This window comes from Sphingopyxis sp. JAI108 (assembly GCF_013410105.1).
Taxonomy (GTDB): Bacteria; Pseudomonadota; Alphaproteobacteria; order Sphingomonadales; family Sphingomonadaceae; genus Sphingopyxis; species Sphingopyxis chilensis.
In genome coordinates this window covers 695,616-722,305 of the sequence record NZ_JACCCJ010000001.1, presented here as the reverse complement: position 1 = coordinate 722,305, position 26,690 = coordinate 695,616, and the positions used below count along the sequence as shown (strand labels likewise).

The following is a 26,690-nucleotide window of genomic DNA, read 5'->3' as shown; positions in this document are numbered from 1 at the left end:
GTTAAGCAACGACGCGATGACCGAGTCTGTCCCGCCCGCCGCCGTCAATGCCGCCACGGTGCGGCATTTCCGCTATTATGACCTCGTGATGGCGGCGTTCGTCGCCATCCTGCTGCTGTCGAACATCATCGGGGCATCGAAGCCGAGCTATGTCGTCCTGCCGGACGGGAGCGAATGGGCGTTCGGCGCGGGTGTCCTCTTTTTCCCGATCAGCTACATCATCGGCGACGTGCTGACCGAGGTCTATGGCTACGCCCGCGCGCGCCGGGTGATCTGGACGGGCTTCGCAGCGCTGGCCTTCATGGCGTTCATGGCGTGGGTCGTCGTCGCGCTGCCGCCCGCCGACGGCTGGCCCGGGCAGGCAAGCTACGAGTTCGTCTTCGGCAACAGCTGGCGCATCGTCCTCGCCTCGATGATCGCCTTCTGGGCGGGCGAGTTCGCCAACAGCTATGTCCTTGCGCGGATGAAATTGTGGACGCGCGGGCGCTTCCTCTGGATGCGAACGATCGGCTCGACGGTGGTCGGCCAGGGTCTCGACAGCCTCATTTTCTATCCGCTCGCCTTTTACGGCCTGGCCGGTTGGCCGCCCGAACAGCTTTATCAGGTCGTGCTCTCGCAATGGCTGATCAAGACTTTGTGGGAAGCCGCGCTGACGCCCGTAACCTATGTCGTCGTCGGCGCGTTGAAACGGCGCGAAGGTGTCGACGTGTTCGACGAAGGCACCGACTTCAACCCCTTTGGCGCCAAAGTCTGATCCCGCATGACCCTGATCGAAATCGCCTCGCTCTTCGAGGCGCGAAAGCTGTCGGTTATCGAGGCGACCGGTCTCGATAAGGATGCGCTGCACATCTATTTCGGCATGACGCTATTTCTCGCGGTGCGGCTCGCTTGGCGCGGTCGCGGCGGCTGGATCGCGGCGTGGCTTGCCGTGCTGGCGATGGCCTGCGGCGGCGAATGGCTCGACCTGACCGCCGAACATAGCAATTCCACGATCCAGCCCGACGCCGCGCACTGGCACGATATCTGGAACACGATGTTCTGGCCGACGGTCCTGCTGATCGTCGGACGCTGGCTGCAGCCGCGGCCCGGCACGGCCGGACTAGGCGATAACGCCGAGCGCCGCCTCGAACAGGCGTAGCCCGTCGGTGCCGCCGTGCGCGCGGTCGATCGCGCGTTCGGGGTGCGGCATCATGCCGAGCACATTGCCCGCTCCATTGAGCACCCCCGCGATGTTGCGCGCCGATCCGTTAACCGCGTCGGCATAGCGGAACGCGATGCGCCCCTCGCCCTCGACCCGCTTGAGCGTTTCGTCATCGGCGAAATAATTGCCGTCATGGTGCGCAACGGGAATGTCGATCGTCTCACCCGCCTGATAGCCCGCGGTGAACAGCGATTGGCTGTTCTCGACGGTCAGCGCCACGGTGCGGCACACGAAGTTGAGCCCCGCGTTGCGCATCAGCGCGCCGGGCAGCAGTTGCGCCTCGGTCAGCACCTGGAAACCGTTGCACACGCCGAGCACCGGCACGCCGCGCGCCGCGGCGTCGGAGACCGCGCGCAGGATCGGCGAGCGCGCCGCCATCGCCCCCGAACGCAGGTAATCGCCATAGGAGAAGCCGCCGGGCAGCGCGATGAAGTCGACACCCTCGGGCAGGTCGCTCTCGCGGTGCCACACCATTGCGGGCTTGGCGCCGGTCACCTGCTCCAGCGCGACCGCCATGTCGCGATCGCAGTTGGAACCCGGAAAGACGATGACGGCGGTCTTCATGATGGCGTTCCTTCTTACGGGCGTTCGATGCGGTAGTTTTCGATCACCGTGTTGGCGAGCAGCTTGGCGCACATCGCGTCGAGATCGGCGTCGCTCGTGCCGTCGGCGACGTCGAGTTCGATGAAGCGCCCCGCGCGCACGTCGGCGACGCCGCCAAAGCCCAGCCCTTCGAGCGCATGATGGATCGCCTTGCCCTGCGGGTCGAGCACCCCCGGCTTGAGCGTCACATAGACATTCACTTTCATGGGGAGGGACCTTTTGCTGGAAGGGCGGGAAGATGGGCGCGCCTATGCCCGCGAATCACTTCGGGGGCAAGGGGGAGCGGGCGCGACGGGCAAGCGCCGCGCGCGCGAAAAACAGGCCTGTTCGGACTGCGAACCACTCGCATCTTTCCTGTTGCGAATCTCTCGCACTATCCCTAAATCAAACTTGTTGAGAAGGATTCGCACATGGTCGTTTGTGTCTGCAACGCAATAAGGGAAAGCCAGCTGCGCGATGTCGCGCGGAGCGGCCAATTGCGGTGCGCCAAGGCGGCCTATGCGCAATTGGGTCGCAAACCCAAGTGCGGACAGTGCCTGTCATTCGCTCGCAATATCATCAGCGACGCCGCCGCGACCGCCTGATTTTTCTTGGTTTTCCGCCATTTTTGACCTTGGCCTGATGGGGCCGGGACGCCTATAATGCGCCCACTCCATTCCCAAGACGAAATGACAGGACAGACACCATGAAGGGCGACGAAAAAGTCATCGATTTCCTCAACGAGGCGCTCAAGAACGAGCTGACCGCGATCAACCAATACTGGCTGCACTATCGCATGCTCGACAATTGGGGCGTCGCGCGCCTCGCCGCGTTCGAGCGCGAAGAGTCGATCGACGAGATGAAGCACGCCGACAAGCTCGCCGATCGCATCCTCTTTCTTGGCGGCCTCCCCAATTTCCAGCTGCTCGGCCGCCTGCGCGTCGGCGAAACGGTCGAGGAAATCCTGAAGGCCGATCTCGCGGTCGAGGAAGAAGCGATCCCGCTGCTCAAGGACGCGATCGCCCATTGCGAAAGCGTGCGCGACTATGTCAGCCGCGACCTGTTCGCCGACATCCTCGAAAGCGAGGAACATCATGTCGACGAGCTCGAAAAGCAGTTCGAGATGATCGAGCGCATGGGCATCGAAAATTACATCCAGCTTCAGTCGAAGCCCGCCGGCGACGATTGAACCGAATCTGTCATCCCTTCGCAGCGGGATTTTGACCTCGCGACATGATCGCGGGTTGAGATTCCGGCCTTCGGTGGGATGGCATAACAGGATAAACCGCAGTTTTCAGGGGCGCTTTCGGGCGCCTCTTTTTTTGCTTGTATTTGCGACTAATTCTCAATAGCAAGGTAGAGCAGTCCCCTCCTGCCGGCCGCTGCAACTTCAAGCTGCGTCATAAGCGGCCGGCATCTTTTTCCCGACGAGGCAAAGCGGACGGGGGAACTGCATGGGACGGGAGAAACGAACCTCATGCAAAGCAGCGAGCTGATCCGCCAATTATCCGAACAGCCGCTCGTGCGCGATTTGTCGGTCGAAGCCGCGCAGGCCGTCCTGGCGCTGCGCTACTGCATCCTCTGCCGCCGGGGCGAGCGCGACCCGATGCCCGAGCTCGAACGCCGCTGGGGCAATATCCTCGCGGCGCGGCGCTACCGCCTGGTGGTCGAGGCAATCGGCCATGTCTGGCCCGAACCCTTCGCGGTCGCCCCGCCCTGCTGCCCGCGCATCAGCTTCGACGAAGCGCTACTCGCCGCGATCGTCGGCGCCGCCGCGCGCCGCGACCGCGTCCATTTCGACTGGCTGACCGCCGAGATGCTCGGCAGCGACGCCCGCGAGATGTTGTTCGTGGCCCTCGAAAACTTCATCCGCGCCCGCGCGCCGGGGCCGGTGTAATCGTCGATTTTGAGGTGGTGAGCGGACGATCGCCTATCCCAACTTCGTCATTCCGGACTCGACACCAAATCCATCGCCTCAACGCCGTCGCGAATGGCCGGACGTCAAAAATTTGCACCGGAGCGCCCGCCGTCCTACATTGGCCGTTCAATCAACGGAGACTTTCGCCATGGACAACAATCTGACCGCAACGCCGCCCCGCCTTGCCGCCAGGAAAGTCCATGTCCATGTCTCCCCTCTCTCCATCGATCACTCTCGCCAACCTCGGCTGGTCCACGCCTGACGGCCGCGCCGTCCTTTCGGGCCTCGATCTCCATTTCCAGCGCGAACGCACCGGCCTCGTCGGGCGCAACGGCGTCGGCAAATCGACACTGTTGCGCCTGCTGACCGGCGAGCTTTCGCCCACGACGGGCAGCATATCGGCGAATGGCGGCATCGCGATGCTGCGCCAAACGGTGCAGGTCGCGGCGGGCGAAAGCATTGCCGACCTGTTCGGCGCGCGCGGCGCCCTCGCCTTGCTGCGCAGGGCCGAAGCGGGCGAGGCCAGCGTCGAGGAGATCGGCGATGCCGACTGGACGCTCGAAGCGCGAATCGACGCGGCACTCGCCGCCGTCGGCCTGCCGCTTCCCGCCGACACCCCGCTCGCGGCGCTTTCGGGAGGCCAGCGCACCCGCGCCGCGCTCGCCGGCGCGATGTTCGCCGCGCCCGACTTCCTTCTGCTCGATGAGCCGACGAACAATCTCGACCGCGAAGGACGCCGGGCGGTGCGCGATCTTCTCGCCGGCTGGCGCGGCGGCGCGATCGTGGTCAGCCACGACCGCGAACTGCTCGAGGAAATGGACGCGATCGTCGAACTCACCCCGCTCGGCGCCACACGCTATGGCGGCGGCTGGAGCGCCTATCGTGCGCGCAAGGACATCGAGCAGGCGGCGATCGAGGTCGAACTCGCGGACGCCGAAAAGGAACTCGGCCGTGTGCGGCGTCAGGCGCAGGTCACTGCCGAGCGGCAGGCGCGCCGCGACGCCGGCGGCCGCCGCAAGGCAGCGCGCGGTGACGAGCCCGCGATCCTGCTCGGGACGCTCAAGCGCCGCGCCGAGGAAAGCGTCGGCGCCAACCGGCGCCTCGCCGAACGCCAGCGCACCGACGCGGAGCAGGCGCGCGAAGCCGCGCGCGGCAAGATCGAGGTCGTCGATCCGCTGTCGGTCGGCCTGCCTTCGACCGGCCTGCCCGCATCGCGCACGGTTCTCGAACTCGACCGCGTGAGCGCCGGCTACGTCCCGAACCGGCCGGTCATCAAGGATCTGTCGCTCACTCTTGCCGGCCCCGAGCGCGTCGCGATCACCGGCCCCAACGGCTCGGGAAAATCGACGCTGCTCGCGCTCATCGCCGGGACGCTCGTGCCCTGGTCGGGGACGGTGCGCGTCGGCGTGCCGTTCGCGCTGTTCGACCAGCGGGTCACCTTGCTCGACCCCGCGCGCTCGATCGCGGACAATTTTCTCGCGCGCAATCCCGGGACGACGAACAACCAGTGTCGCGCCGCGCTCGCGCGCTTCCGTTTTCGCGCCGACGCCGCCGACCGCATCGCCGGCACGCTCAGCGGTGGCCAGATGCTCCGCGCCGGCCTCGCCTGCGTCCTCGGCGCGCCGCAGCCGCCGCAACTGCTGATCCTCGACGAGCCCGGCAACCATCTCGACGTCGAATCGCTCAACGCCGTCGAAACAGGCCTTGCCGCCTATGATGGCGCGCTGCTCGTGGTCAGCCATGACAGCGCATTTCTGGACGCGATCGGGGTGGATCGGGCGATCGAGCTGGGCGTCGAATAGGTCGGGAACCGCGTCGGCCTCAGCCCTACCCGCCGGACGGGATCATCGGCATATCGATCCAGAGCGTCAGTCCGGGGGGCGGATCGACGGGCGGCGCGGCCGCGATGTGATGCGCGGCATCGGCACGGGCGCGGTCGAGGATGGCCGGGGGAACCGCCGCGGCGTGAAAGACATGATCGGCCTCGCCAAGCAGGCGCGCGGCGCGAAGGGTGAGGTCGTCGGGGCTGGCGCTGGCCAGCACGATCACCTCGACGCGCGAGGGCCGGTCGGGCAGCATCCCCGCAAGCCAGATGTCGACTCGGTCGGCCGCATCGGTGCCGAGCGGATCGAGCGCGCCGCCAGCCGCGAGCGCGGCGTCGATCGCGCGGCGACGATCGGCGGCGTCGGGCCAGCGCGCCTTCATCGGGAGCCGCGCGGCCTGTAGCACCGAGGCGAGCGCGCCGAGCCGCGCGGGCAGCAAGGCTTCGATGCGTTGCCGGATCGCTTTCGCGAGCCCCGCCGATGCACCGCCGGTGCCGATCGCGATCGTCACTGGCGCGCGGTCGACGATCGCGGGGGTGGTGAAATCGCAAAGATCGGGGCGATCGACGACGTTGACGAGCAGTCCGCGCGCGCGCAGCCCTTCGGCGGCAGCGCGCGCTTCGGCTTCGTCGTCGAGCGCGACGAACGCGATCGTCGCGCCGCTCTCCCACTCGGGAACGATCCGCCCGCCGGCGCGGCTGATCAGCCGCGCCTTCGCATCGGCAGCCTCCCCCTTCCCGACCAGCACGACCGTGCGGCCGGCGACGTTCAGGAAGATGGGAAGCTGCTCCATCGTCAGTCGATCCAGTCGGGCACGCGTTCGGCGGCCATGATCGTGCCGGCGGCGATGCGGTCGGCGACGACGACATAGCGGTCGCCGTCGACGAGCACCTCGGGAACGAGGCTGCGGCTATTGTACGTCGACGCCATCGTCGCGCCATAGGCCCCCGCACTGCGGAAGACCGCGAGGTCGCCCGACTCGACCTTGTCGACCAGCCGGTCGCGCGCAAAAGTGTCGCCGGTTTCGCAGACCGGGCCGACGATCGAGGCGGTCATCGTCTCGCCCGACGGCTTCACCGCGGCGAAATCGTGCCAGGCATCATAAAGCGCAGGCCGCGCGAGATCGTTCATCGCGGCGTCGACGATCACAAAGGGGTGGATTGCGCCGGGCTTGACCCACAACACCTCGGTCAGCAAAATCCCCGAATTACCCGCGATAACCCGGCCGGGCTCGAACATCAGCGTGACGTCCCAGTCGCGCGTGACCCGCGCGACCATCGCGCCATAATCGGCCGGCGACGGCGGAAGGATATTGTCACCCGCCCGATACGGCACGCCGAGCCCGCCGCCCAGGTCGACATGGGTGATGCTGTGTCCGGCGGCGCGGAGGTCGGCGACGAGTTGGCCGACGCGCTTGAACGCCGCCTCGAACGGAGCGAGGCTGGTAAGCTGGCTGCCGATATGAACCGCGATGCCGCGCAGGTTGAGCCCCGGCAGCGCCGACAGGCGGCCGAAGATTTCGGGCGCGGCGTCGATGCCGACGCCGAACTTGTTTTCGGCCTTGCCGGTCGAGATCTTCGCGTGGGTGCCCGCATCGACATCGGGATTGACGCGCAGCACCGCGGGCGCCGTCATGTCCTTGCGCGCGGCGATTTCGGCGAGCGCGACGCTCTCGGGCTCATGCTCGATGTTGAACTGGCCGATGCCGCGGTCGAGCCCCTGCGCCAGCTCGGCGCGCGTCTTGCCGACGCCCGAAAAGACGATGTCCTCGGGGGCCATGCCCGCGGCGAGCGCGCGTTCGAGTTCACCGCCCGAGACGACGTCGGCGCCATAGCCCTGCCGCGCAAGGACGCGCAGCACGCCGAGATTGGGATTGCACTTGATCGCGAAGGCGATGTGCTTGCGCGGAATATCCTTCAGCGCGTCGCGAAACACCCGCGCATGGCGTTCGAGCGTCGCGCGCGAATAGACATAGACGGGGGTGCCGATTTCCTCGGCGATACGCGGCAACGGAATGTCTTCGGCGTGCATCACGCCGTCACGAAGTTCAAAATGGTCCATGCATCAGATCCTAATCTTCAAAGACCGCTCGCCCTGAGCTTGTCGAAGGGCCGTTCTTCCTTTTTCCGGGGTCCAGGAAGGACAGTGCTTCGACAAGCTCAGCACGAACGGAAAAGGGAAGCGGCCCGAAAATTCGAAAGTCAGCCCGGAGGCGGCAAGTCGAAATCGTCGGTTTCGCGTTGTTCGGATCGTTTGAGAAGTTCGTCGCTGCGCGCGGGCCGGGCCTGCGCGTCAGGCGTCGTAAGCTCCTCCGTGGTCGGGGCGCGGGTCGCGCCGACGGGAATGACCGGGGCGGGCTGGCCCGCCACGGGCTTCAGATCTTCCTTGCTGCCGCACGCGCCGAGCAGCGCGGTTGCAGCGAATGTTGCCATGACGAGGTGGTGCTTCGCCATCAATTCGTCCCTTCGAGCGCCGCGCGAGCCGTGGCGACGGCCTGCCTTACCCGTTCGGGCGCCGTGCCGCCATAGCTCACGCGACTGGCGACCGAAGCTTCGACCGTGAGCGCGGCAAGCACGTCGGGCGTGACCGCCGCGTGGATCGCGGCGGCGTCGGCCGCGGGCAGCGCCGACAGCTCGACGTCGAGTTCCTCGGCGCGCTTCACACAGGCGCCGACGACATGATGCGCCTCGCGGAACGGCAAGCCATTTTCGCGCACCAGCCAGTCGGCAAGATCGGTCGCGGTCGAATAGCCCGACGCGGCGAGCGCGCGCATCCGGTCGGTCCGGAAAGTCAGCGTTTCGACCATTCCCGTCATCGCGGCGAGCGACAGCGCGAGTGCGTCGAAAGCGCCGAACACCGTCTCCTTGTCGTCCTGCAGATCCTTGGAATAGGTGAGCGGCAGCCCCTTCACGATCACCGCCAGCCGCTGGAATGCGCCGAGCAGCATCCCCGCGCGCCCGCGCACCAGTTCGGCGGCGTCGGGGTTGCGCTTTTGCGGCATGATCGAGCTGCCGGTCGACCAGGCGTCGGGCAGGCTGATGAAGCCGAAGGGCTGGCTCGCCCAGATCACCACTTCCTCGGCGAGGCGCGACAGGTGGATCGCGGCGATCGACGCCGACGCACAGAATTCCAGCGCAAAGTCCCGGTCGGAGACCGCATCGATGCTGTTCGCCATCGGGCGGTCGAAGCCGAGCGCCGACGCCGTCGCATCGCGATCGAGCGGGAAGCTGGTCCCCGCGAGTGCAGCGGCGCCGAGCGGCGATTCGTTGAGGCGGCGGCGCGCATCGGCGAAGCGCGACCGGTCGCGGGCGAACATCTCGACATAGGCGAGCAGGTGATGGCCGAGGGTGACCGGCTGTGCGACCTGCAAATGCGTGAAACCCGGCATGATGCTGTCGGCATGCTCGTCGGCGCGCGCGAGGAGCGCCGACTGGATCGCCGCCAGCCCGGCGTCGATGCGCTCGCATGCGGTGCGGGTCCACAGGCGGAAGTCGGTCGCGACCTGGTCGTTGCGCGAGCGCGCGGTGTGGAGACGGCCGGCGGGCTCGCCGACCAGTTCCTTCAGCCGTGCCTCTACCGTCATGTGGATATCTTCGAGCGCGAGGTCGACCGGAACGCCGTCACGCGCGAATTCCTCGACGATTTGCGCCAGCCCGCGATCGATGACGACCGCGTCCTCCGCGGCGATGATTCCGGTCGCGCCCAGCATCGCGGCGTGCGCGCGGCTGGCGGCGATATCTTCTTCCCACAGGCGCTTGTCGACGGGAATCGATGCGTTAATCTCTTGCATGATCGCAGCGGGTCCGCCACCGAAGCGGCCGCCCCACATGCTGTTGCTGTCAGGAGTATTCGCCATCCGTCGCGTCCCGAACCCATCGCTTGCGATCCTTGGCCTGTTGCTGGCCGGATCAATCGCGGGCTGCGATAGGGAAAAGCCCGGCGGTGAGCAAGCGGGGCAAGGCCAAGCAAATGTTTCGGCAGGCCAAGCGAAGGGCGTCGGCGCATTCGAATATATAGTCGACCGCAGCCACAAGGGCGCGGCGGCGCCCGCAGCGGCGTTTCGCGGCCCCGACGACGCGGCGGTGACGCTGGCGGCGTTTCGTGGGCGTCCCCTGCTCGTCAATCTGTGGGCGACATGGTGCGCGCCGTGCGTCGCCGAGATGCCGACGCTCGACGCGCTCGCGGCGAAGAGCGGCGGCAAGATGACGGTTATCGCGGTCGCGCAGGACCTGCAGGGCGCCGCGGTGGTCGACCCCTGGTTCCAGAAGGCGGGGCTGAAGGCGCTGCAGCCCTATCTCGATCCCGAGAACGGCCTGCTGGATGCCGCGAACAGCGCGCTGCCGACAAGCATCTTCTATGACGCCGAAGGGCGCGAATTGTGGCGCGTCGTCGGCGCGATCGACTGGCAGGGCAAGGAAGCCACCACGCTGCTGGCCGAGGGTGGCGTCTGACCCGCCAGCAAATTTCTGGACGATAAAAGAAGGGCGGGTGCCCCATGACACCCGCCCTTCCCTGCGACCCGAGCAGGGCTCGGGAAAAGGTTTTGGCTTAACCGCCGACCGTCACGCGGCCGCTGCGATAGCCCTTCTCGCGCATTTCCTTCACATAATCCTTGTCGGCATCGACGACTTCGACCGTCCATTCATCCCACGCGTCCCAGCGGTCTTCGCGGTCGGTCGCGCGATGAAGGTCGCTTCTCAATTCCTTCTCGGCCTCAAGGATGTCGGCTTTGTAATTATACCAATATTGGTTCACGACGCCCGCGATCGGGGCGGTGCGGATGCGCGGGGCTTCGAAGCCCGGGGGCATGGAATGATAGGGAACGGCGGCTACCGCGGCCGTGGCGGGGAGAGCAGCAAGCATCGCCAGCGTCGTCCATTTTTTCATTTTTCGTCTCCTTCTGGATCCTGTTGGACAGGAGAAGAAACGAAGGAGCGGCGCCTTTTATTCCCAATTCGACGATGATTCGGCACGTTTCGTGGTGAAAATCGCCCAAACAGACGGATTTCAGCCGGGATGCGCCTCGTCGCCGACGCTGGATTTGAGGAGGCCGCGGAACACCTCCATCGCGCTGCGCCGGCCCTGCGTCACATCGAACACGTCGCGCGCAATCGGCATGTCGAGACGATATTTGTCGGCGAGCGCCATCACCGTCGGTGCGCTCTTCACGCCTTCGGCGACCATGTTCATCCCCGCGATGACCTGATCGATCGGGCGCCCCTTGCCCAGCTCGACCCCGACATGGCGGTTGCGCGACAAGGGGCTGGTGCACGTCGCGATGAGGTCGCCCATCCCGGTCAACCCTGCGAAAGTTTCTGGCCGTCCGCCCATCGCCACCCCGAGCCGCGTGATCTCGGCGAGCCCGCGCGTCATCAGCCCGGCGCGAGTGTTGTCGCCGGCGCCCAGCCCGTCGCCCATGCCGACCGCGATCGCGATGATATTCTTGAGCACCCCGCCGAGTTCGCAGCCCAGGAGGTCGGTGTTGGTATAAACGCGGAAAAGCCCCGAGTGGAAAACGGGCTGGAGCGCGCGGACGACGATCTCGTCCTCCATCGACAGGACGCTCGCCGCCGCTTGCCCCGTCATGATCTCGCGCGCGAGGTTCGGGCCGGTGAGGACCCCGACGGGATGGCCCGGCAGCACTTCCTCGATCAATTCGGTCATGCGTTTGCCCGAGGCGAGCTCAAGCCCCTTGGTCAGGCTGATGACCGGGACCCACGGGCGAATGTGGCCCCGCGCCTCTTCGAGCACCGAGCGAAAGCTGTGCGAAGGGACCCCCATGACGAGAACATCGGCGCCCGCGACGACGTCGGCCATATCATGGGTCGCGCGGAGCGCGGGCGGCAGCTTGATGCCGGGCAGATATTTGCGGTTCTCGTTATGCGTATTGATGTCGCCGACGGTCCCGGCGTCGCGCGCCCACAGCGTGATCGGCGCGTTGCGCGACACCAGCGCCGCGACCGTCGTGCCCCAGCTCCCCCCGCCGAGCAGGCCCACTTTGAGGCGCATATATCTCTCCCCTGTTTTGCGGGAGAGTGACGCGGGATTGGGGGGTTGGCAAGCCATCCATCGTCAGCCCGGACCCTTCGACAGGCTCAGGACACGCTTGATACGAGATCCACCACCGCATCGGCGTCATGGATGCCGGATCAAGTCCGGGCTGGCGAATCCTCAGGGATGCTCCGCCAGGAACGCGCGCTGGATTTCTGCCGTGGCTTTCGGGTCCTCCATCATCGGCACGTGCGCGACATGTTCGAAGATATGGCTGCGGCTGTTCGCGATACCGTTTTCGAGCACCGCGACGCAGCTGACGTCGATCAGCTTGTCGTGGCGGCCCCAGATAATCAGCGTCGACACCGTCACCTGGCCGAGTTCGTCGTTGAGCGGCTTTTCCTCCATCTCGTCGGCGATGACCCAGAAAATCTTGTCGAGCAGGTCGCGATGCCGCAGCGCATCGGCATAGATCACGGGCTTGAGCCGCGCGGGAACGCGCGTCGGCTTGTGCACGACGAAGGCGATCAGCCGGTCAGCGTCCTCAAGATTGGCGAGCACCAGCGGATTATAGTCGCGGTCGGCCGCGAGCCTTTGCAGCTCGCTTTCATTCGCGCCGAGGATGCCGGCATTGTTCATGAGCGTCAGCGTGCGCAGCGCGTCGGGATAATCGATCGCAAAGCGCAGCGCGATCCAGCCGCCCATGCTGTTGCCGCCGAGGTGCGGTCGGTCGATGCCGAGCGCACCCAGAAACGCCTTGAGCCGTGCCGCCTGGCTGCTCACGTCGAAGGGCAACTCGCCGTCGCGGTCATTCTCGCCGAACCCCGGCAGGTCGGGCGCGATCAGGTGATAGTCGCGCGTCAACCAGGGCGCGTAGAAAGTCCAGTGATCCTTGTCGGCGCCGAAGCCGTGGACCATCACGAGCGTCGGCTTCGACGGGTCGCCGCCCTCCAGATAGGGCCATTTTCGGCCGTCGACGACCACCGTCCTGCGCACAACCCGCGCACGGCGGCGCATCAGCCAGCGCATCAATTGCACTAGCTGTTCGGGGAAGAGGAAATAGAGCAGAGCGAGCGAAATGAGCGGCGCGAAAATCAGGACAAGGAGGATTTTCATGCTGCACCCTGTTCCTTCACATGCGCGTCGAACCAGTCGATCAGGTCGCCCAGCACCGCATCGCGTTCGGGCTCGTTGTAGATTTCGTGGAACAGGCCGGGATAGATTTCGAGCCGCTTGTCGGCCGAGGCGACATGATCGAACAGGAAGCGCGATCCTTCGGGCGCGGTAAGCCGGTCCTCGGCGCCGTGCTGGAGCAGCAGCGGCAGGCCGATCTCCCGCGCCCGGTCGCGCGCCGTCGCCATCGCGTCGAACATCTCCGCCGCGAGCCGCGCGCTCATCTTGCCGCTATGGACGAAGGGGTCGGCGAGATAGGCGGCAACCACCGCCGGGTCGCGGCTGACCCCGGTGGGATCGAGCGCCATGACCCCGGCACGCGGGAAATATCGCGAGAGGAAACGGCTGATCCAGACGGTCAGTCTTGATGGCGGTTTCGCGGTCAGGATCGCCGGCCCCGACAGCGCCGCGGCGGCGAAGTCGCGCTGATGCGCGAGCAGCAGCAAGGCCGCGATCAGTCCGCCCATGCTGTGTCCGAGCAGCAGCCGCGGCTTGCCCGGCCACGCCTCGCGCACCCGCGCGATCAGCGCCGCCATTCCGTCGATATAGAATGAAAAGGCGGGGACGAACCCCATCGTTCCGCTCGACTTGCCATGCCCCCAATGGTCGATTGCGTAAACGGCATAGCCCGCAGCGGTCAGCCGCGCCGCGACATAGCCATAGCGCCCGGCATGTTCGGCATAGCCGTGTGCGAGCAGCACCACCGCCTTCGGGTCGCCCTGCGGCAGCCAGCGCGTGACATTGAGGTTCGATCCGTCGCCGCCCTGCCACGGCGGCAGCGTCAGCGGTTCGTTGTCGGCGCTCACCGCACCGCCTTTTTGAGCGCGGCGCTGCGGTGTCCGGGACCGTCGTCGCCCGCCTTGTCGATCCTGGCGAGGATCGCTTCGAGCGCGCGGCTGATCGCGGTCTGGGTGCGGACCATCTCGACCTTGGGCCAGGCGGTGCGCATGCCGGTGTCGATCAGCTCGTCGATGTCGTCCTGCCCGAGATCCGAGAGAATCTTCGCGGGCGACCAGAATTTGGGCGGACGGATGATGTTGATGTCGCCGGTATATTCCTGGTTGATCACCGAACGCGCCATATTGGCGATGCTGTTGAGCGGCGGGATCAGCTCGAGCGGCTTCTGGAAGATCACCATATTGGCGTTGAGCCACGCCTTGAAGGTCGTCATCGACGCATGTTGAATGGCCTCGATCGGCGCCATCTGTTTGCGCGTGTCGGTCGCGAAGGGCAGCGCGATCGGGTTCGCCTGGCTGACGATATGATGGTTGACGCCGTAAAGGCGTTCGAGGCGCTTGGTCGGGATGTCGTGCGTCACCGACCCGTCGACCCAGCGCCGGTCGGGCTGATAGGGGATGCGCGCGCCATTGTCGTCGCGCGCCATCAGCATCACGGGCGGGAAGACGCCGGGCACCGCGCACGACGCGAGCACGGCCTCGCGGATCAGCACATTGGGCGCGGTAATCGCGTTGAGCAGGCGACCGTTCTGATGCTTCTCGGCGGGCGCGACCGAGACGTTGAGGTGGCGGCCGCTGATCTCATAGGCTTCCTGAAAGGTGAGATCGGGGATCAGGTCGGCGAGGCGGTCGCGCACCTCGTCGGGCGCGAGCCGCTTTTGATCCGGATTGCGGCCAGGGTTGGCGAGGCGACGGCTTTCGAGGAAGGTGCCGATATCGGCGTTCTTGCGCGTGCAGACGACCGCGGCGACGATCGACCCGCCGCTCGCGCCCGACATGATGGCGGGCAGCACGCCCTCTTCCCAGAGCGCCTTCACGACGCCGATATGGAAGAAGAGGAAACTGCCCGAACCCGAGAGCAGCAGCGCCGAACGGCCGTAGCAATGCTGCGCGCGGCGGAAGAAGTCGCGCTTTTCCTCGCGGCCGATGCTGCGCGCGGCGGCGATCTTGCCCAATGAGTCGACGACCTCGGCGACATAATCCTCGACCAGTTTCTTCGTGCCGAAGCGCGCCTTTTGATAGAGGCGCTCGTGCCCCATGCCGTCGATATTGCCGTGGATGCCTTCGTTGAGGACGAAGAGCAGCCCCTTGACGTCCCCCGCCGCCGACAGCTTGCGGAGCTTTTCGAGGCGGGCGCGGATCGCCTTGTAATCGAAATGCTTGCTCTCGTCGGCGTCGCGCCACGCTTGCAGCCCCGATTTCCTGTCATGGTCGCGGGCCGCTTTGGACCAGGCGGCATAATCGGGCGCGGTCACAAGATCGCGGTCGGCGCTGAGCGTCGGGGTGAAAAGCATTCGGTAATCCTGCGAGAGCATGGTCTATTTTTTCGGATTCTTGCGGGTTCCGTTCGGTTTAGCAACCGGTTTCACCCTGCTCTTCGTCGCAGGTTTCGTCGCCGCTTTCGGTTTCGGCTTGGGCTTCGCGGCTGGTTGCGGCGTTGCCGTAGCGGCTTTGGGCTTCTCGGGCTTAGGCGCCGCCGCCATCAGGTCGGCGAAACTTTCGTCGATACATTCGCGGAAAAAGGCGATGTCGGGCATCACCGCGCGTTCGGAGATGAGCGAGAAAGCGATCCGGCCATTGTAGCTGGGGGTCGCTACGAACAGCCCCATATTGTTCGCGAGCGGCGCCATGCCATGCTGCTGCACAAGCTGCGCACCCGCGAGATAAAGCGGCACCTGCGCGCCGGGGACGTTCGAGATGAAAAGGTTGGTGCCGCGCACCGCGAAGCGCTCGCTGGTGACAAGCCGTGCGACCGCCGCCATCGTCGCGCCCGGAATATGCTGCGACAGGTCGGTCATGATCCGCGCGCTGACCCCCGCCTTCGCTTCCTTCGCCTCGACCGTATAGTCGCGCACCGCGGCGAGCCGTTCGAGCGGATCGGCGATGTCGGTGCGGATCGGCACGCTCATCGCCGACACCTGATTGCCGGGCGTACTGGCCTTGCCGCCCTTGCCGCGCAGATTGACCGGCGCGACCGCAACGAGACTTTCCTTGGGCAGCTCCTTGTGTTTCGCGAGATATTTGCGAAGCGCGCCGCCGACGGTGGTGAGCACCACATCATTGACCGTCGCGCCGGGCACCTTCTTGCGGATCTCCGCGACATCGGCGAGCGCCACCGTGGTCGCTTCGAACATCTTGTGCGGGCCGACCGGCACATTGAAGCGCGTTTCGGGAACGCCGGCGGTCATGCCGCCCTCGGCGATCGACTTGCGCGCCGAGGCGACGATCGCCGGCGACATCTTCATCAGCGCGTTCATGAACTTGACCGGCGACTGGAGCGACGCCGACCAGGCGCGCGAGAGGGTTTCGGCGCTCGATGGCGCCTTGCCCAATTCCTCGACCGGCGGCGGTTCGGCAATCGCGGGTGTACCGTGCGCGTCGATGTCGCTCATCGCGATGAAGGCGTGCGCGCCCGACGCGCCGTCCACCGCGGCATGATGGACGCGGTGGAGCATCGCGAAGCTGCCCTTCGGGATACCCGGAATCCGATCGAGCCCCTCGATGATATAAATGTCCCACAGCGGCCGATTCATATCCATCGGCTTCGAAAACCAGCGCGCGACGGCGATGCAGAATTGCCGCCAGTCGCCGGGCTCGGGCAACCGCGCGTGGCTCATATGCGCCTCGATGTCGAAATGCTCGTCCTCGACCCAATAGGGATGGTCCATGTCGAACGGCAGGCGGTGGAGGCGGCGCTTGAACAGCGGCGAGGTGTCGACGCGGCTTTCGACGTGGGCGATGATGTCCTTGAAGCGCACGAAGCCGCCCGGTGCGGTCGAGGGGTCGTAGATATAAACCCCCATGATGTGCGTCAGATTGTTCGCGGTCTGGGTGTAAAGGAACTGGGCGTCCTGCGCGCTGAGCTGTTTGAGCATGTTTGGTTCCTTTCCCTGCTCCATTCATATCGTCATTGGGAGCGAAGCGTGTGGGGGCGCCGTCATTCCCCCACCCCCGGCAAGCGGTCCGCGAGCGCCACCGTCGACAGCCGCATCGTTTCCATGACGTTGGCCAGGCCGCGCAGTTCCATCAGCAGTGCGCGGCGCGCGACGAGATTGACGGGGGTCGCCTCCTCGGCGAGCCCCATGTGGCGCATCAGCGACAGGCCGTTGGCAAACAGCAATTTGCCGATCGCCGCCTCGCTGCTGATCCGGCGCAGCAAATAGGCCTGCCTGCCTTCGGTGAGAGCCGCATCGAGCAGCGCCTTCTCATCGACGACATCGCCGGGCCGCGCACGCGCAAGCTGTTCGGCGACGACCGAATAGGCCTCGGCAAAGGGCAGCAGGATCGCGTGACCGACGACGGGCTGGCAACGGCGAAGGAGCTGCGCGATGCCGCGATCGCCGCTGGCGAGGCGGCGGTCCCACACCGGATCGATGCGTTCGAGCTCGGCCTCGATCGCCGCAAGATGCTCGCCCCGCGGCGGGTAGAAGAATTCGAATTTGAACAGGTCGCGCAGGCGATCGATCTTCGTCCAGAAAGCGGCGGTCGCGTCGCCGCTGTCGGCATCGCGCAGTTCGAACAGCGCGAGTTCGATCATCGCGCGGTCGAGGAAATGATGCGCGATGATGTTGCGGTAATAGCTCGCCATCGGATGCTTGGCGGGGTCGATCGAATAGACATTCTCGCTGCCCGCCTCGTAGCGGGTCAGCAGGCCGCTCTCGACGAGCGTGTCGACCGTCGCCGAAAGAGCCTTGTCGTCGCCGCTTTCCAGTTCGTTGCTGAGCCGGATGCCGCGCGCCCGCGCCCAGTCGGTCACCGCGCCGATCGCGCCGAGCAATTCGGCCGACGTCGCGCCGCGCGGCGCCATGCCGAGCAGGATCAGGCACATCACCGACGTCACCGTGAGCGGCGTGACGCGGTTCGCCTCGACCGCGACCGCGAAGGCGATCTGTTCGAGCGCGCGCCTGTCGTCGGGGGCCGGCGCCGCCTCGATCACGACGGGTTCGCCGATGTCGAGCCGGATGCGGCCCGACGGCGCCTTCAGGCTCTTCATATATCCGATGAACCACGACAGCGATTCGGGCTTCTTGCTGCGCCCCGTCTGTTCGGCGGTATATTCCTCGACGTCGCGGATCAGGTCGAAGCTGGTGACGAAAGGCACGAAATGGACATCGCGCGTCCCCGTCGCGTGCGCGGCGTCGAGGACATATTTCATCAGGCCATATTTGGGCGGCATCAGCTTGCCGAGGCGCGAGCGTGTCCCCTCGAACGCCCAGCTCAGCGGGAAACGCTTGGCGAGCAGCCAGGCGATATAATGGCGCAGCACGAGCTTGTAGACGGGCTGGTCCTGAAAACTCCGCCGGATGAAGATCATCCCCGAGCGGCGGAAGAATTCGCCCATCACCGCGAAATCGAGATTGGCGCCGCCGAAGCTGTGCAGCATCGGCATGTCGTTTTCATAGGTCAGGCGACTGGGGGTCGCGCCGTCGATATAGGTTTTGTGGGTGAAGAGGATCGCGGTCGGATGCTCGCGCAGGATCGAGCGGAGCCTTGCGAGTTCGGCGGCATCGACCTCCATCTCGGGCGCGTAGCCGCCGAACATCATGCGGTCGAGCCGCGCGCGCAGATCGAGGAAGAGCGCCGACGGCCGCGCGATGACCTCTTTCATGAGCGGCCGCGCCTCGCGAAAGAGCTCGGCAACGGGGCGGCCCGTCGTCTCGGCCAGTTCGACCAACGCAGCGCGGAATTTGGGACTGGTGCGCAGGCCATCGGCGACGAAGCGCGGCACCTTATATCTTGTTCCCCGGATGCCGCGTTCGGCGACGTCGAGCGCGAGCCCCGCCTGCCGCGCGACAAAGCCTGCGAATTCGGGGCTGTCGGCCCCCTCGCCGTCGCCGCCGCCAGTCTGCTTACAGAAACGGTCGCGCAGCGCCTCGAGCGTTGCCGCCTCGCCGACCAGTATCTGCGCGCGGCGGCGGTCGCGGAGCAGGATCAGCCGCGAGCGGAGCGGGCCGGGATGACGCGGGTCTCCGAACAGGATGTGGCGGAATTTGAGCGCGCGGTCGCGGTCGAATCCCGGAATGCGCCACGCGACGCGCAGCGGCACGACCTGCCGCGACGGCGATCCGTCGAGCCGCGCGCGCAGCATGTCGAGCGGCAGCGCATGATCGTCGTCTTCGATCGCAAGGCTGGCCCATTGCGGCTCATTGTCGCCTGAAGTTGCATGGATCCAGTCGAGCAGCAGCCTTCGCTCCACCCCGCCCCGCGCATCGATGATATAGAGCCGGTCGGCCGCGTCCTCCGTCACGATCGGGGTGCGGGGCGTTCCGTCGGCCACCGCCTTATGCTCTCCCCGTCATTGCGAGGAGCGAAGCGACGCGGCAATCCAGAGTGGCGTAAACCGCTGTGGATTGCTTCGCTCCGCTCGCAATGACGGGGTGAAACATGGCCTAGGCCGTCCTCCGCTTTAGCGCGGCCGCTTTCTTTGCCGGAGCTTTCTTCTTGGCTGAAGGCTTCTTTTCGGCCGTCTTCTTTGCCTTTTCGACCTTGGCCTTAGGCGGAGCAGCCTCGGGCGCCGGCTCCTTCACCACGGATTCGGCGACACTCTCCTCGGGCTGGCCCAGCGTGCGGAGGAACATATTGCGGACGTCGCGAACATGCGTGTTGATTGTCCGTGGGCTCCATTTCGAGGTATCGACCGGCGGCAGCACGGTGACGCGCACCGTCGCGGGGCGCATCACGAACTCATTCTTCGGCGCGACGTCGGTGGCGTTATGAATGACAATCGGCACAATGGGGACGCCGGCCTGCATCGCGAGGTGGAACGCGCCCTTTTTGAACGGTTCGAGTTTGGGCGTGAGGCTGCGCGTGCCCTCGGGCGAGATGCAGATCGACTTGCCTTCAACGCGGATCGCATCGACGAGCGGTTCCATCGCCTTGATCGCGCTCTTGCCGTCGGCGCGGTCGACGAAGACGGTGCCGCCCCATTCCATCAGCTTGCCGAGGATGGGGATGTCCTTGATTTCCTTCTTGCCCACCCCGCCCATGTCGCGGCGGATGAGCTTGGCGAGGATCATCACGTCCGCCTTGCTCTGATGGTTGAAAATGAAGATGCACGGCCGCGACGACCAGAGATTCTTTTCGTCCTCGACCTCCAGCTCGACGCCGGTGATCGCGGTCGCGAAATCGCCGAACAGGCCGATCGAGAAATTCGCCGCCTCGCGCTGCGAGCGGGTGAGCGCCCAGATCGGAAGGCCGGCAGCGAAGGCGCCGACGAGCGATCCGGTCGCATAGATGGTGCGCGTGTAATCGACCCAGCTCGGCGTGCCGCGGCTGCCGAAGCGCTGGACAGGCCAGTTCCGTTCGTCGGCGATGGCCTTCAGCTTGAGGTTCGGGTTGAGCGGGCGCGGTTTGCCGACGCGTTCGAGCAATTCGATATCGTCGTCGCTGTCCGAATAGAAAAAGCTCTGGTCGAGATCGAGGCCATATTCCTCGGCGAGCTCCTCGGCAGCGAGCACCTTACCCTCGCCGAAGCAGAGCGGGCGGATGATGTCGCCGGTGAAGACGCCATCCTCGATCTCATAGGCCGAGCATTTGATGTCGGTGATGCCCAGGTCGCGCGCGGTGGGTTCGATCTGGTAGATCGTCGCCGACGAGATGATCGCAACGCGGTGACCCTTCGCCTGGTGCGCCTCGATGATCGCGCGCGTTTCGGGATAGATTTTGCGCGCGATATGCTTTTTGTAGAGCTCCTCGCCGAACTCGATGAAGCTTTGCTCGTCGACGCCCTTCATGAATTTGGCGGCGCCCGACATCAGCCCCGAAAAGCCGATCGTGCCAAGGCTGTGCTGCGCGATGACCTGCGCGGTCTCGGCGATTTCCTCGACCGACATTTCGCGGCGCTGGAATTTCTCGCGCAGCATCGCGGTCGCAGAGTAGCCCGAGATGATCGTCCCGTCGAAATCGAAGAGCGCGGCGATATGCGATCCGGGTTCGGACGCCAGAACTTCTTCCAAATGCGGCTGCGGCCTCGGCACGCGCATCTCCCCACCAACGGCTTGTTTGCCGCCTTATCCCTGCACGATGACAGGTAAGATGGGGTTAATCAATGGCGCGAAAGCGCGGAGGCCTCGCGCGCGAGTTCCTCTATCCGGGCGGGATCGAGTGGCCCCGCCGGTACGACCCAGCTGCCGCCCACGCAGCGCACGGGATCCAGCGCGAGCCACTCGGGCGCGGTCGCGGCGCTGATCCCGCCGGTCGGGCAGAAGTTGATCCCGCCGAACGGGCCGGCGAGCGCCTTCAGCGCCGGGATGCCGCCGCTCGTCGCCGCGGGGAAGAATTTGAAGCTGTCGAGGCCAAGGTCGAGCCCCGCCATGATATTCGACGCATTGGCGACGCCGGGCAGGAAAGGAATGCCGCTCGCCACCGCGGCCTCGCCAAGGCTGTCGGTGAGGCCGGGCGAGACGATGAATTCGGAGCCCGCATCGAGCGCGTCCTTCAGCATCCGCGGGTTGAGCACCGTGCCCGCGCCGACGACCGCGCCGGACACAGCCTTCATCGCCCTGATCGCGTCGAGCGCCGCGGGGGTGCGCATCGTCACTTCGAGCACCTTGAGCCCGCCGGCGACAAGCGCCTCCGCCATCGGCACCGCATCTTCGGCGCGGTCGATGACGATCACCGGGATGACGGGCGCCAAACGCATGATCTGTTCGATACCGCTGTCGGACATTCTATCTCTCTTTCATCGTCATCCCAGCGAAGGCCGGGATCTTATTGTTGCGTCTTAAACTGCCGGCAAATCAAATGACGGTCTCCATCGCCGCCAATACCGCCGATCCGCCCTTCTCCGCCTCGTCGGCGTGGTGGCGGAACAGCGCGAACAGCTCGCGCCCCACGCCGACCGCCGGGGGCGGCGCGGCAGCGGGTGCGCGCGAGGCCCATTCGGCCTCGTCGACGAGCGCCACGACTTCGCCGTTCACCGCACACACGCGCACGATGTCGCCGTCCTGAAGATAGGCGAGCGGACCACTCACCCCGTCGGTGCCGGGCAAGGCTTCGGGCGAGAGATGGATCACCGCGGGCACCTTGCCGCTCGCGCCCGACATTCGCCCGTCGGTGAGCAGGGCGACGCGATAGCCCTTGTCCTGCAACACCCCGAGGGCCGGGGTCAGCTTGTGCAGTTCGGGCATGCCGTTGGCGCGCGGCCCCTGGAAGCGGACGACGACGACGACGTCGCGCTCCAGCTCGCCCGCCTTGAACGCGGTGAGCACCTGATTCTGGTCGTCGAAGATCCGGCACGGCGCCTCGATCGTCCAGCGATCCTCGGCGACCGCGCTCGTCTTGATGATCGCGCGGCCGAGATTGCCCGCGAGCAGGCGCATCCCGCCATCGGCCGAGAAAGGCGCCGCAACCGGGCGCAGCATATTGTCGTCGCGGCTTGTCGCGGGTGCCGCCTGCCAGTGGAGTTCGTCGTTCACCAGCACGGGCTCGGCCGCATAATCGGCCATCGTGCCGCCGACGGTCAGCACGTCGCCGTGGAGCAATCCCGCGCCAAGCAGCTCGCGCACGACATAGCCGATGCCGCCCGCCGCATGGAAGTTGTTCACGTCGCCCGCGCCGTTGGGATAGACACGCGCGAGCAGCGGCACCGCGTGGCTGAGCTCGTCGAAATCCTGCCAGTCGATGATGATCCCCGCGGCGCGCGCGATCGCGGGCAGGTGGATCGCATGATTGGTCGACCCGCCGGTCGCGAGCAGGCCGATCGCGGCGTTGACGATCGCCTTTTCGTCAATGCAGCGCGCCAGCGGGCGGTAATCGTCACCGTCCCAGCCGATCTCGGCGATCCGATGCGTCGCGGCGCGCGTCAGTAACTGGCGCAGCTTGGTGCCGGGGTTGGTGAAGGCGCTGCCAGGGATGTGCAGCCCCATCAGCTCCATCATCATCTGGTTGGAGTTCGCGGTGCCATAGAAGGTGCAGGTGCCCGCGCCATGGTAACTCGCCGCCTCGGCCTCGAGCAGTTCGTCGCGGGTGGCCTTGCCCTCGGCATAGAGCTGGCGGACGCGCTGCTTTTCCTTGTTCGCGAGGCCCGAGGGCATCGGTCCGGCGGGAATCAGGATTTGCGGCAGATGGCCGAAACGCAGCGCGCCGATGAGCAACCCGGGGACGATCTTGTCGCAGATGCCGAGCAGCAGCGCGCTCTCGAACATCGCATGGCTGAGCGCAATCGCGGTGCCCTGCGCGATATTGTCGCGGCTGAACAGCGACAGGTCCATGCCCGCCTGCCCCTGCGTCACCCCGTCGCACATCGCCGGAACCCCGCCCGCGACCTGTGCGGTCGCGCCGACTTCGCGCGCGAAGACTTTGATCTGTTCGGGATAGCGGCCGTACGGCTGATGCGCCGAGAGCATGTCGTTATAGCTGGTGACGATGCCGATATTCATTTCGGCGCCCGAGCGGATCGCGGGCTTGTCCTCGCCCGACGCGGCGAAGCCATGCGCGAGGTTGCCGCACGACAGATTGCCGCGATTGGTGCCGGCCTCGCGCTGGCGGTCCATCAGGTCGAGATAAGCGGCGCGGCGGGGCTTGCTGCGCGCGATGATGCGGTCGGTGACCGCGGCGATGGTGGGGTGGATATCAGTCATGGTGCATTCCAAAACCCTCTCCCCTTGGGGGAGAGGGATGCGCAGACTTGGCAGCTTGCTGCCTAGTCGAAGCTGGGTGAGGGCATTGGACGTGGCGTGCGAAGGTAGCGGTAGAGACCCTAATCCAACTGCGCCTAGTCGCTGCGCGACAAGGCTTCGTGTCCTTCTTCGCCAAGGGGAGAAAGTTTGGGGTGCGCTCAATCATGCCAGCTCGCCCCGTCGCGTTCGATCAGCGCGATTGCGCTCGACGGACCCCAGCTTCCGGCGGTGTAATTCTGCGGCGCCATATCCACCGCGGCCCAAGCATCGCGGATCGAATCGATCCATTGCCACTGCGCCTCCACCTCGTCGCGGCGCACGAACAAGGTCTGATCGCCCTCGATGAAATCAAGCAGCAGGCGCTCGTAAGCGATGCGCCGCCGCTCGCCCGCAAAGCTGTGCGAAAGCGAGACGTCCATCGTCACCTCTTTCAGCTTCACACCGTCGCGGTCGAGGCCGGGCTGTTTCGCCATCACCTTGACCCGGATATTCTCTTCGGGCTGCAGGTTGATGATCATGCTGTTCGCATCGAGCTTGCCCGCGCCGACGCGCGCGAAGATATTGTGCGGCACCGGCTTGAACTGGATCAGCACCTCCGACTTGCGCTGCGGCATGCGCTTGCCGGTGCGGAGGTAAAAGGGCACGCCCTTCCAGCGCCAATTGTCGATATAGGCCTTGATTGCGACAAAGGTTTCGGTGTTCGACGGGTTGCCGAGTTCGTCGGCATAACCCGCGACCGCACCGCCATTGACCGCGCCGCTGTTATACTGCCCCTTGACACTGTGCGCCTTCACATCGGCGGCGGTCAGCTTGCGCAAGGATCGCAGCAGCTTGACCTTTTCGTCGCGCACCGCGGTCGACGAGACGCTCGACGGCGGCTCCATCGCGATGATCGCGAGCAGCTGGAGCATATGGTTCTGCACCATGTCCTTCAGCGCGCCGACCCCGTCATAATAGGAAACGCGGCCTTCGAGCCCGACGGTTTCGGCGACGGTGATCTGGACATGGTCGATCGCCTGCGCGTTCCACAGTGGCTCGAACAGCATATTGGCAAAGCGCAGCGCAAGCAGGTTCTGGACGGTTTCCTTGCCGAGATAATGGTCGATGCGGAAGACGCGATCCTCGGCGAAGGCGTCACCGACCTCGGCATTCACGTCGCGCGACGAGGCCAGATCGTGCCCGATCGGCTTTTCCATCGCGATGCGGCATTCGGCGCAGGCAATGTTCGCGGCCTTGAGGCCCTGCGCGATCGGGCCGAACATCGACGGCGGGGTCGAGAGATAGACGCCGATCGGGCGCGTCATGCGGTCGCCGAGCAATGCCGCGAGCTCGTCATAGCCGGTTCCCGCCCCGGCATCGATCGCGCAATAGTCGATACGGCCGAGGAAGCTTTCGACCCCGCCATCGTCGATGCGGTCGGCGGGCAGATGTTCGACAAGCGCCTCGCGAACCTGTCCCTGAAACGCCGCGCGGTCCATCTTCGACCGCCCCGACCCGACGATCGTCAGCGCGTCGGCGAGCAGCCCGTCGAGGTGGAGGTTATAGAGCGAGGGAAAGAGCATGCGCTGCGCGAGGTCGCCCGTCGCGCCGAACAGCACCAATGTTTCGACTTTCACGCTCACATTCGTCCCCTTGGATAACATGTGCAGAATTGGAGGATGCGCCCCCCGAATGCAACGCGCATACGTAAGCCGCTACGCATGCGTTCGTGCGGCAGCCGTGCCCCTGCGAAGGTAGGGGCCCATCACCGGCCGTTGCGACACGAAAGGACTGCTCTGGAAAGGACGATGCCACGGGTGATGGGTCCCTGCCTTCGCAGGGGCGCTCAGGCATATGGCAATCCCGGCTGAACGATTCTAAGACCCGGCCCCATGCCCGACAGCGCCTCACCCTATGATGTCATCGTCGTTGGCGGCGGCGTCAATGGCGCGGGTGTCGCGCGCGATGCCGCGGGGCGCGGCGGGCGGGTGCTGCTGCTGGAGGCAGGCGATCTCGCGCAAGGCACCTCATCGAAATCGACCAAGCTGATCCACGGCGGGCTGCGCTATCTCGAACATTATGAATTCGGCCTGGTGCGCGAGGCGCTGAAGGAACGCGAGCTTCTGTGGGGCATCGCGCCGCACATCATCCATCCGCTGCGCTTCGTCCTGCCCTATCGCGACGGGCTGCGCCCGCGCTGGCTGCTGCGGCTCGGCCTGTTTCTGTATGACCATATCGGCGGGCGCAAGAAACTGCCCGCGACGCGGTCAGTCGATTTGCGCCGCCATGCCGCAGGCGGGCCGCTCCAGCCGCAATATGTGAAGGGCTTCGAATATTCGGACGGCTGGGTCGACGATGCGCGGCTCGTCACGCTCAACGCGCGCGATGCCGTCGACCACGGCGCACGGGTGCGCACCCGGACGCGCGTGGAAATGCTCCGCTGCGAGGACGGGCTGTGGATCGTCGACGCACGCGATGACCAGGGCCATCAATATCGTTTTACCGGACGCAGCGTCGTCAACGCTGCGGGGCCCGCGGTGCTCGACCTGCTCAAACGCGCCGATGCCGAGCCCGATCACCAGATGCGGCTCGTGCGGGGGTCGCATATCGTCGTGCGCAAGCTGTTCGAGCATGACTATGCCTATTTTTTCCAGCTGCCCGACGGACGCATCTTCTTCGCCATCCCTTACGAGCGCGACTTCACGCTGATCGGCACCACCGACCAGGACCATGACGGACCGGCGAGCGAGGCGCAGGCGAGCGCCGATGAAATCGCCTATCTTTGCGAAGGGGCGAGCCTCTATTTCCGCATCCCCGTCACCCCCGCCGATGTCGTGTGGACCTATTCGGGTGTCCGGCCGCTGATCGAGGACGGCTCGGGGCGCCCCGAAGCCGCGACCCGCGGTTATCGGATCGACCTCGACATGGCGGAAGGTGCACCCTTGCTCACCATCTATGGCGGCAAGATCACCAGCTATCGCCATGTCGCCGAGGAGGTTGTCGACGACCTGGTCGATCATGTCACGGCGCTTTCGCGCAAGCGCTGGACAGCGAAGGCGCCGCTACCCGGCGGCAATTTCCCGACGAACGGCGCCGGCGCGCTGAAGGCGGATTACAAGCTCGCTTATCCCTTCCTTTCCACTGCAACGGTCGACCGCATCGCCAAGGCCTATGGCACCGACGCGCGCGAGTGGCTGGCGGGAGCGGCGGACTGGGACGACCTCGGCGGCGAGATTGCGCATGGGCTGAGCGTAGCCGAGATCCGCTGGATGGTGACGCGCGAATGGGCGCGAACGACCGACGACATCCTCTGGCGGCGGAGCAAGCTGGGGCTGCATTTCACGCCCGGCGAGGTCGCGCGCCTTGCCGAACATGCCGAGCGCCTCGTCGCCGACGCCCGGATGGCTGACTCCGGATATTTCGAAGAGCGCGTGACGGGCTGACCCC

At 65.8% G+C, this 26,690-nt stretch carries 25 protein-coding genes; 8 read left to right on the top strand and 17 right to left on the bottom strand.

Annotated elements, in window-relative coordinates:
* Positions 1-16: 16 nt before the first annotated feature.
* Positions 17-754: a queuosine precursor transporter gene (locus HDC29_RS03410; RefSeq protein WP_179494384.1), complete on the top strand. Its 738-nt coding sequence runs from the start codon at positions 17-19 to the stop codon at positions 752-754.
* Positions 755-760: 6 nt separating this feature from the next.
* Positions 761-1,138: a hypothetical protein gene (locus tag HDC29_RS03405; protein ID WP_179494382.1), complete on the top strand. Its 378-nt coding sequence runs from the start codon at positions 761-763 to the stop codon at positions 1,136-1,138.
* Here HDC29_RS03405 and purQ read toward each other — a convergent pair.
* On the bottom strand, positions 1,100-1,765 hold the full coding sequence (gene purQ, locus HDC29_RS03400; RefSeq protein WP_179494380.1) for a phosphoribosylformylglycinamidine synthase subunit PurQ: 666 nt from the start codon (positions 1,763-1,765) through the stop codon (positions 1,100-1,102). The genes HDC29_RS03405 and purQ overlap by 39 nt on opposite strands.
* A gap of 14 nt (positions 1,766-1,779) precedes the next feature.
* A complete protein-coding gene (gene purS / locus HDC29_RS03395; protein WP_037513977.1) occupies positions 1,780-2,010 on the bottom strand; it encodes a phosphoribosylformylglycinamidine synthase subunit PurS in 231 nt (76 codons plus the stop codon).
* Between the two features lie 204 nt (positions 2,011-2,214).
* Between purS and HDC29_RS03390 the strand changes: the two genes are divergently transcribed.
* From HDC29_RS03390 to HDC29_RS03375, 4 genes are all read left to right on the top strand, one after another.
* The gene (locus tag HDC29_RS03390; RefSeq protein ID WP_081933078.1) at positions 2,215-2,388 is read left to right on the top strand and encodes a bacterioferritin-associated ferredoxin; all 174 of its coding nucleotides are present in this window, start codon (positions 2,215-2,217) and stop codon (positions 2,386-2,388) included.
* Between the two features lie 101 nt (positions 2,389-2,489).
* Positions 2,490-2,972 carry a bacterioferritin gene (gene bfr, locus HDC29_RS03385; RefSeq protein ID WP_037555365.1) on the top strand — a complete coding sequence of 161 codons (483 nt, stop codon included), beginning with the start codon at positions 2,490-2,492 and terminating at the stop codon, positions 2,970-2,972.
* Positions 2,973-3,260: 288 nt separating this feature from the next.
* Positions 3,261-3,680, top strand: a complete 420-nt coding sequence (locus HDC29_RS03380; RefSeq protein WP_179494378.1) for an addiction module antidote protein — start codon at positions 3,261-3,263, stop codon at positions 3,678-3,680.
* Positions 3,681-3,901: 221 nt separating this feature from the next.
* Positions 3,902-5,503 (top strand): ABC-F family ATP-binding cassette domain-containing protein, encoded by a 1,602-nt coding sequence (locus HDC29_RS03375; RefSeq protein WP_257018015.1) that lies wholly within the window; start codon positions 3,902-3,904, stop codon positions 5,501-5,503.
* 25 nt (positions 5,504-5,528) lie between these two features.
* Here HDC29_RS03375 and HDC29_RS03370 read toward each other — a convergent pair whose 3' ends face one another.
* The 4 genes from HDC29_RS03370 to argH all read right to left on the bottom strand — a co-directional run bounded on the left by HDC29_RS03370 (position 5,529) and on the right by argH (position 9,380).
* On the bottom strand, positions 5,529-6,317 hold the full coding sequence (locus HDC29_RS03370; RefSeq protein WP_179494376.1) for a bifunctional precorrin-2 dehydrogenase/sirohydrochlorin ferrochelatase: 789 nt from the start codon (positions 6,315-6,317) through the stop codon (positions 5,529-5,531).
* Positions 6,318-6,319: 2 nt separating this feature from the next.
* Positions 6,320-7,585 (bottom strand): diaminopimelate decarboxylase, encoded by a 1,266-nt coding sequence (gene lysA, locus HDC29_RS03365; RefSeq protein ID WP_179494374.1) that lies wholly within the window; start codon positions 7,583-7,585, stop codon positions 6,320-6,322.
* Between the two features lie 140 nt (positions 7,586-7,725).
* On the bottom strand, positions 7,726-7,977 hold the full coding sequence (locus tag HDC29_RS03360; protein ID WP_179494372.1) for a hypothetical protein: 252 nt from the start codon (positions 7,975-7,977) through the stop codon (positions 7,726-7,728).
* Positions 7,977-9,380, bottom strand: coding sequence for an argininosuccinate lyase (gene argH, locus HDC29_RS03355; protein WP_257018014.1), 1,404 nt, complete (start codon positions 9,378-9,380; stop codon positions 7,977-7,979). The genes HDC29_RS03360 and argH overlap by 1 nt, the downstream gene beginning before the upstream one ends.
* A gap of 40 nt (positions 9,381-9,420) precedes the next feature.
* Here argH and HDC29_RS03350 point away from each other — a divergent pair, with 40 nt between their 5' ends.
* A complete protein-coding gene (locus tag HDC29_RS03350; protein ID WP_306455557.1) occupies positions 9,421-9,975 on the top strand; it encodes a TlpA disulfide reductase family protein in 555 nt (184 codons plus the stop codon).
* Positions 9,976-10,072: 97 nt separating this feature from the next.
* On the opposite strand, the gene HDC29_RS03345 is transcribed toward HDC29_RS03350, so the two are convergent.
* The 11 genes from HDC29_RS03345 to zwf all read right to left on the bottom strand — a co-directional run bounded on the left by HDC29_RS03345 (position 10,073) and on the right by zwf (position 24,907).
* Positions 10,073-10,411 (bottom strand): hypothetical protein, encoded by a 339-nt coding sequence (locus HDC29_RS03345; protein ID WP_179494368.1) that lies wholly within the window; start codon positions 10,409-10,411, stop codon positions 10,073-10,075.
* Between the two features lie 120 nt (positions 10,412-10,531).
* Positions 10,532-11,533, bottom strand: a complete 1,002-nt coding sequence (locus HDC29_RS03340; protein WP_179494366.1) for an NAD(P)H-dependent glycerol-3-phosphate dehydrogenase — start codon at positions 11,531-11,533, stop codon at positions 10,532-10,534.
* A 162-nt stretch (positions 11,534-11,695) separates the two neighbouring features.
* Positions 11,696-12,631, bottom strand: coding sequence for an alpha/beta fold hydrolase (locus tag HDC29_RS03335; RefSeq protein WP_179494364.1), 936 nt, complete (start codon positions 12,629-12,631; stop codon positions 11,696-11,698).
* The gene (locus tag HDC29_RS03330) at positions 12,628-13,494 is read right to left on the bottom strand and encodes an alpha/beta hydrolase (protein WP_179494362.1); all 867 of its coding nucleotides are present in this window, start codon (positions 13,492-13,494) and stop codon (positions 12,628-12,630) included. The genes HDC29_RS03335 and HDC29_RS03330 overlap by 4 nt, the downstream gene beginning before the upstream one ends.
* Positions 13,491-14,939 carry a DUF3336 domain-containing protein gene (locus HDC29_RS03325; protein ID WP_179494360.1) on the bottom strand — a complete coding sequence of 483 codons (1,449 nt, stop codon included), beginning with the start codon at positions 14,937-14,939 and terminating at the stop codon, positions 13,491-13,493. Before HDC29_RS03325 ends, HDC29_RS03330 begins: the two co-directional genes overlap by 4 nt.
* 24 nt (positions 14,940-14,963) lie before the next feature.
* Positions 14,964-16,520: a wax ester/triacylglycerol synthase family O-acyltransferase gene (locus HDC29_RS03320; protein WP_179494358.1), complete on the bottom strand. Its 1,557-nt coding sequence runs from the start codon at positions 16,518-16,520 to the stop codon at positions 14,964-14,966.
* A gap of 62 nt (positions 16,521-16,582) precedes the next feature.
* Entirely contained in the window at positions 16,583-18,922 is a 2,340-nt protein-coding gene (locus HDC29_RS03315) for a glycerol-3-phosphate 1-O-acyltransferase (protein WP_179494356.1), read from the bottom strand.
* A 112-nt stretch (positions 18,923-19,034) separates the two neighbouring features.
* Positions 19,035-20,627, bottom strand: coding sequence for an HAD-IB family hydrolase (locus HDC29_RS03310; protein WP_179494354.1), 1,593 nt, complete (start codon positions 20,625-20,627; stop codon positions 19,035-19,037).
* 62 nt (positions 20,628-20,689) lie between these two features.
* Positions 20,690-21,313 carry a bifunctional 4-hydroxy-2-oxoglutarate aldolase/2-dehydro-3-deoxy-phosphogluconate aldolase gene (gene eda / locus HDC29_RS03305; protein ID WP_179494352.1) on the bottom strand — a complete coding sequence of 208 codons (624 nt, stop codon included), beginning with the start codon at positions 21,311-21,313 and terminating at the stop codon, positions 20,690-20,692.
* A gap of 70 nt (positions 21,314-21,383) precedes the next feature.
* Positions 21,384-23,225: a phosphogluconate dehydratase gene (gene edd / locus HDC29_RS03300; protein ID WP_179494350.1), complete on the bottom strand. Its 1,842-nt coding sequence runs from the start codon at positions 23,223-23,225 to the stop codon at positions 21,384-21,386.
* Between the two features lie 197 nt (positions 23,226-23,422).
* A complete protein-coding gene (gene zwf, locus HDC29_RS03295) occupies positions 23,423-24,907 on the bottom strand; it encodes a glucose-6-phosphate dehydrogenase (protein ID WP_179494348.1) in 1,485 nt (494 codons plus the stop codon).
* A gap of 228 nt (positions 24,908-25,135) precedes the next feature.
* On the opposite strand from zwf, the gene glpD reads away from it, so the two are divergent.
* Positions 25,136-26,686 (top strand): glycerol-3-phosphate dehydrogenase, encoded by a 1,551-nt coding sequence (gene glpD, locus HDC29_RS03290; protein WP_179494346.1) that lies wholly within the window; start codon positions 25,136-25,138, stop codon positions 26,684-26,686.
* Positions 26,687-26,690 lie beyond the last annotated feature (4 nt).

What these genes read in the sequence shown, in the direction of transcription:
- HDC29_RS03340 (WP_179494366.1), bottom strand. Translation starts at nt 11,533, where the DNA reads ATGCGCCTCAAAGTGGGCCTGCTCGGCGGGGGGAGCTGGGGCACGACG.
- HDC29_RS03325 (WP_179494360.1), bottom strand. Translation starts at nt 14,939, where the DNA reads ATGCTTTTCACCCCGACGCTCAGCGCCGACCGCGATCTTGTGACCGCG.
- HDC29_RS03370 (WP_179494376.1), bottom strand. Translation starts at nt 6,317, where the DNA reads ATGGAGCAGCTTCCCATCTTCCTGAACGTCGCCGGCCGCACGGTCGTG.
- HDC29_RS03390 (WP_081933078.1), top strand. Translation starts at nt 2,215, where the DNA reads ATGGTCGTTTGTGTCTGCAACGCAATAAGGGAAAGCCAGCTGCGCGAT.
- purQ (WP_179494380.1), bottom strand. Translation starts at nt 1,765, where the DNA reads ATGAAGACCGCCGTCATCGTCTTTCCGGGTTCCAACTGCGATCGCGAC.
- HDC29_RS03310 (WP_179494354.1), bottom strand. Translation starts at nt 20,627, where the DNA reads ATGCGCGTGCCGAGGCCGCAGCCGCATTTGGAAGAAGTTCTGGCGTCC.
- HDC29_RS03335 (WP_179494364.1), bottom strand. Translation starts at nt 12,631, where the DNA reads ATGAAAATCCTCCTTGTCCTGATTTTCGCGCCGCTCATTTCGCTCGCT.
- zwf (WP_179494348.1), bottom strand. Translation starts at nt 24,907, where the DNA reads ATGTTATCCAAGGGGACGAATGTGAGCGTGAAAGTCGAAACATTGGTG.
- bfr (WP_037555365.1), top strand. Translation starts at nt 2,490, where the DNA reads ATGAAGGGCGACGAAAAAGTCATCGATTTCCTCAACGAGGCGCTCAAG.
- HDC29_RS03375 (WP_257018015.1), top strand. Translation starts at nt 3,902, where the DNA reads ATGTCCATGTCTCCCCTCTCTCCATCGATCACTCTCGCCAACCTCGGC.
- HDC29_RS03360 (WP_179494372.1), bottom strand. Translation starts at nt 7,977, where the DNA reads ATGGCGAAGCACCACCTCGTCATGGCAACATTCGCTGCAACCGCGCTG.
- HDC29_RS03380 (WP_179494378.1), top strand. Translation starts at nt 3,261, where the DNA reads ATGCAAAGCAGCGAGCTGATCCGCCAATTATCCGAACAGCCGCTCGTG.
- lysA (WP_179494374.1), bottom strand. Translation starts at nt 7,585, where the DNA reads ATGGACCATTTTGAACTTCGTGACGGCGTGATGCACGCCGAAGACATT.
- eda (WP_179494352.1), bottom strand. Translation starts at nt 21,313, where the DNA reads ATGTCCGACAGCGGTATCGAACAGATCATGCGTTTGGCGCCCGTCATC.
- HDC29_RS03345 (WP_179494368.1), bottom strand. Translation starts at nt 10,411, where the DNA reads ATGAAAAAATGGACGACGCTGGCGATGCTTGCTGCTCTCCCCGCCACG.
- HDC29_RS03320 (WP_179494358.1), bottom strand. Translation starts at nt 16,520, where the DNA reads ATGCTCAAACAGCTCAGCGCGCAGGACGCCCAGTTCCTTTACACCCAG.
- HDC29_RS03405 (WP_179494382.1), top strand. Translation starts at nt 761, where the DNA reads ATGACCCTGATCGAAATCGCCTCGCTCTTCGAGGCGCGAAAGCTGTCG.
- edd (WP_179494350.1), bottom strand. Translation starts at nt 23,225, where the DNA reads ATGACTGATATCCACCCCACCATCGCCGCGGTCACCGACCGCATCATC.
- HDC29_RS03410 (WP_179494384.1), top strand. Translation starts at nt 17, where the DNA reads ATGACCGAGTCTGTCCCGCCCGCCGCCGTCAATGCCGCCACGGTGCGG.
- glpD (WP_179494346.1), top strand. Translation starts at nt 25,136, where the DNA reads ATGCCCGACAGCGCCTCACCCTATGATGTCATCGTCGTTGGCGGCGGC.
- purS (WP_037513977.1), bottom strand. Translation starts at nt 2,010, where the DNA reads ATGAAAGTGAATGTCTATGTGACGCTCAAGCCGGGGGTGCTCGACCCG.
- argH (WP_257018014.1), bottom strand. Translation starts at nt 9,380, where the DNA reads ATGGCGAATACTCCTGACAGCAACAGCATGTGGGGCGGCCGCTTCGGT.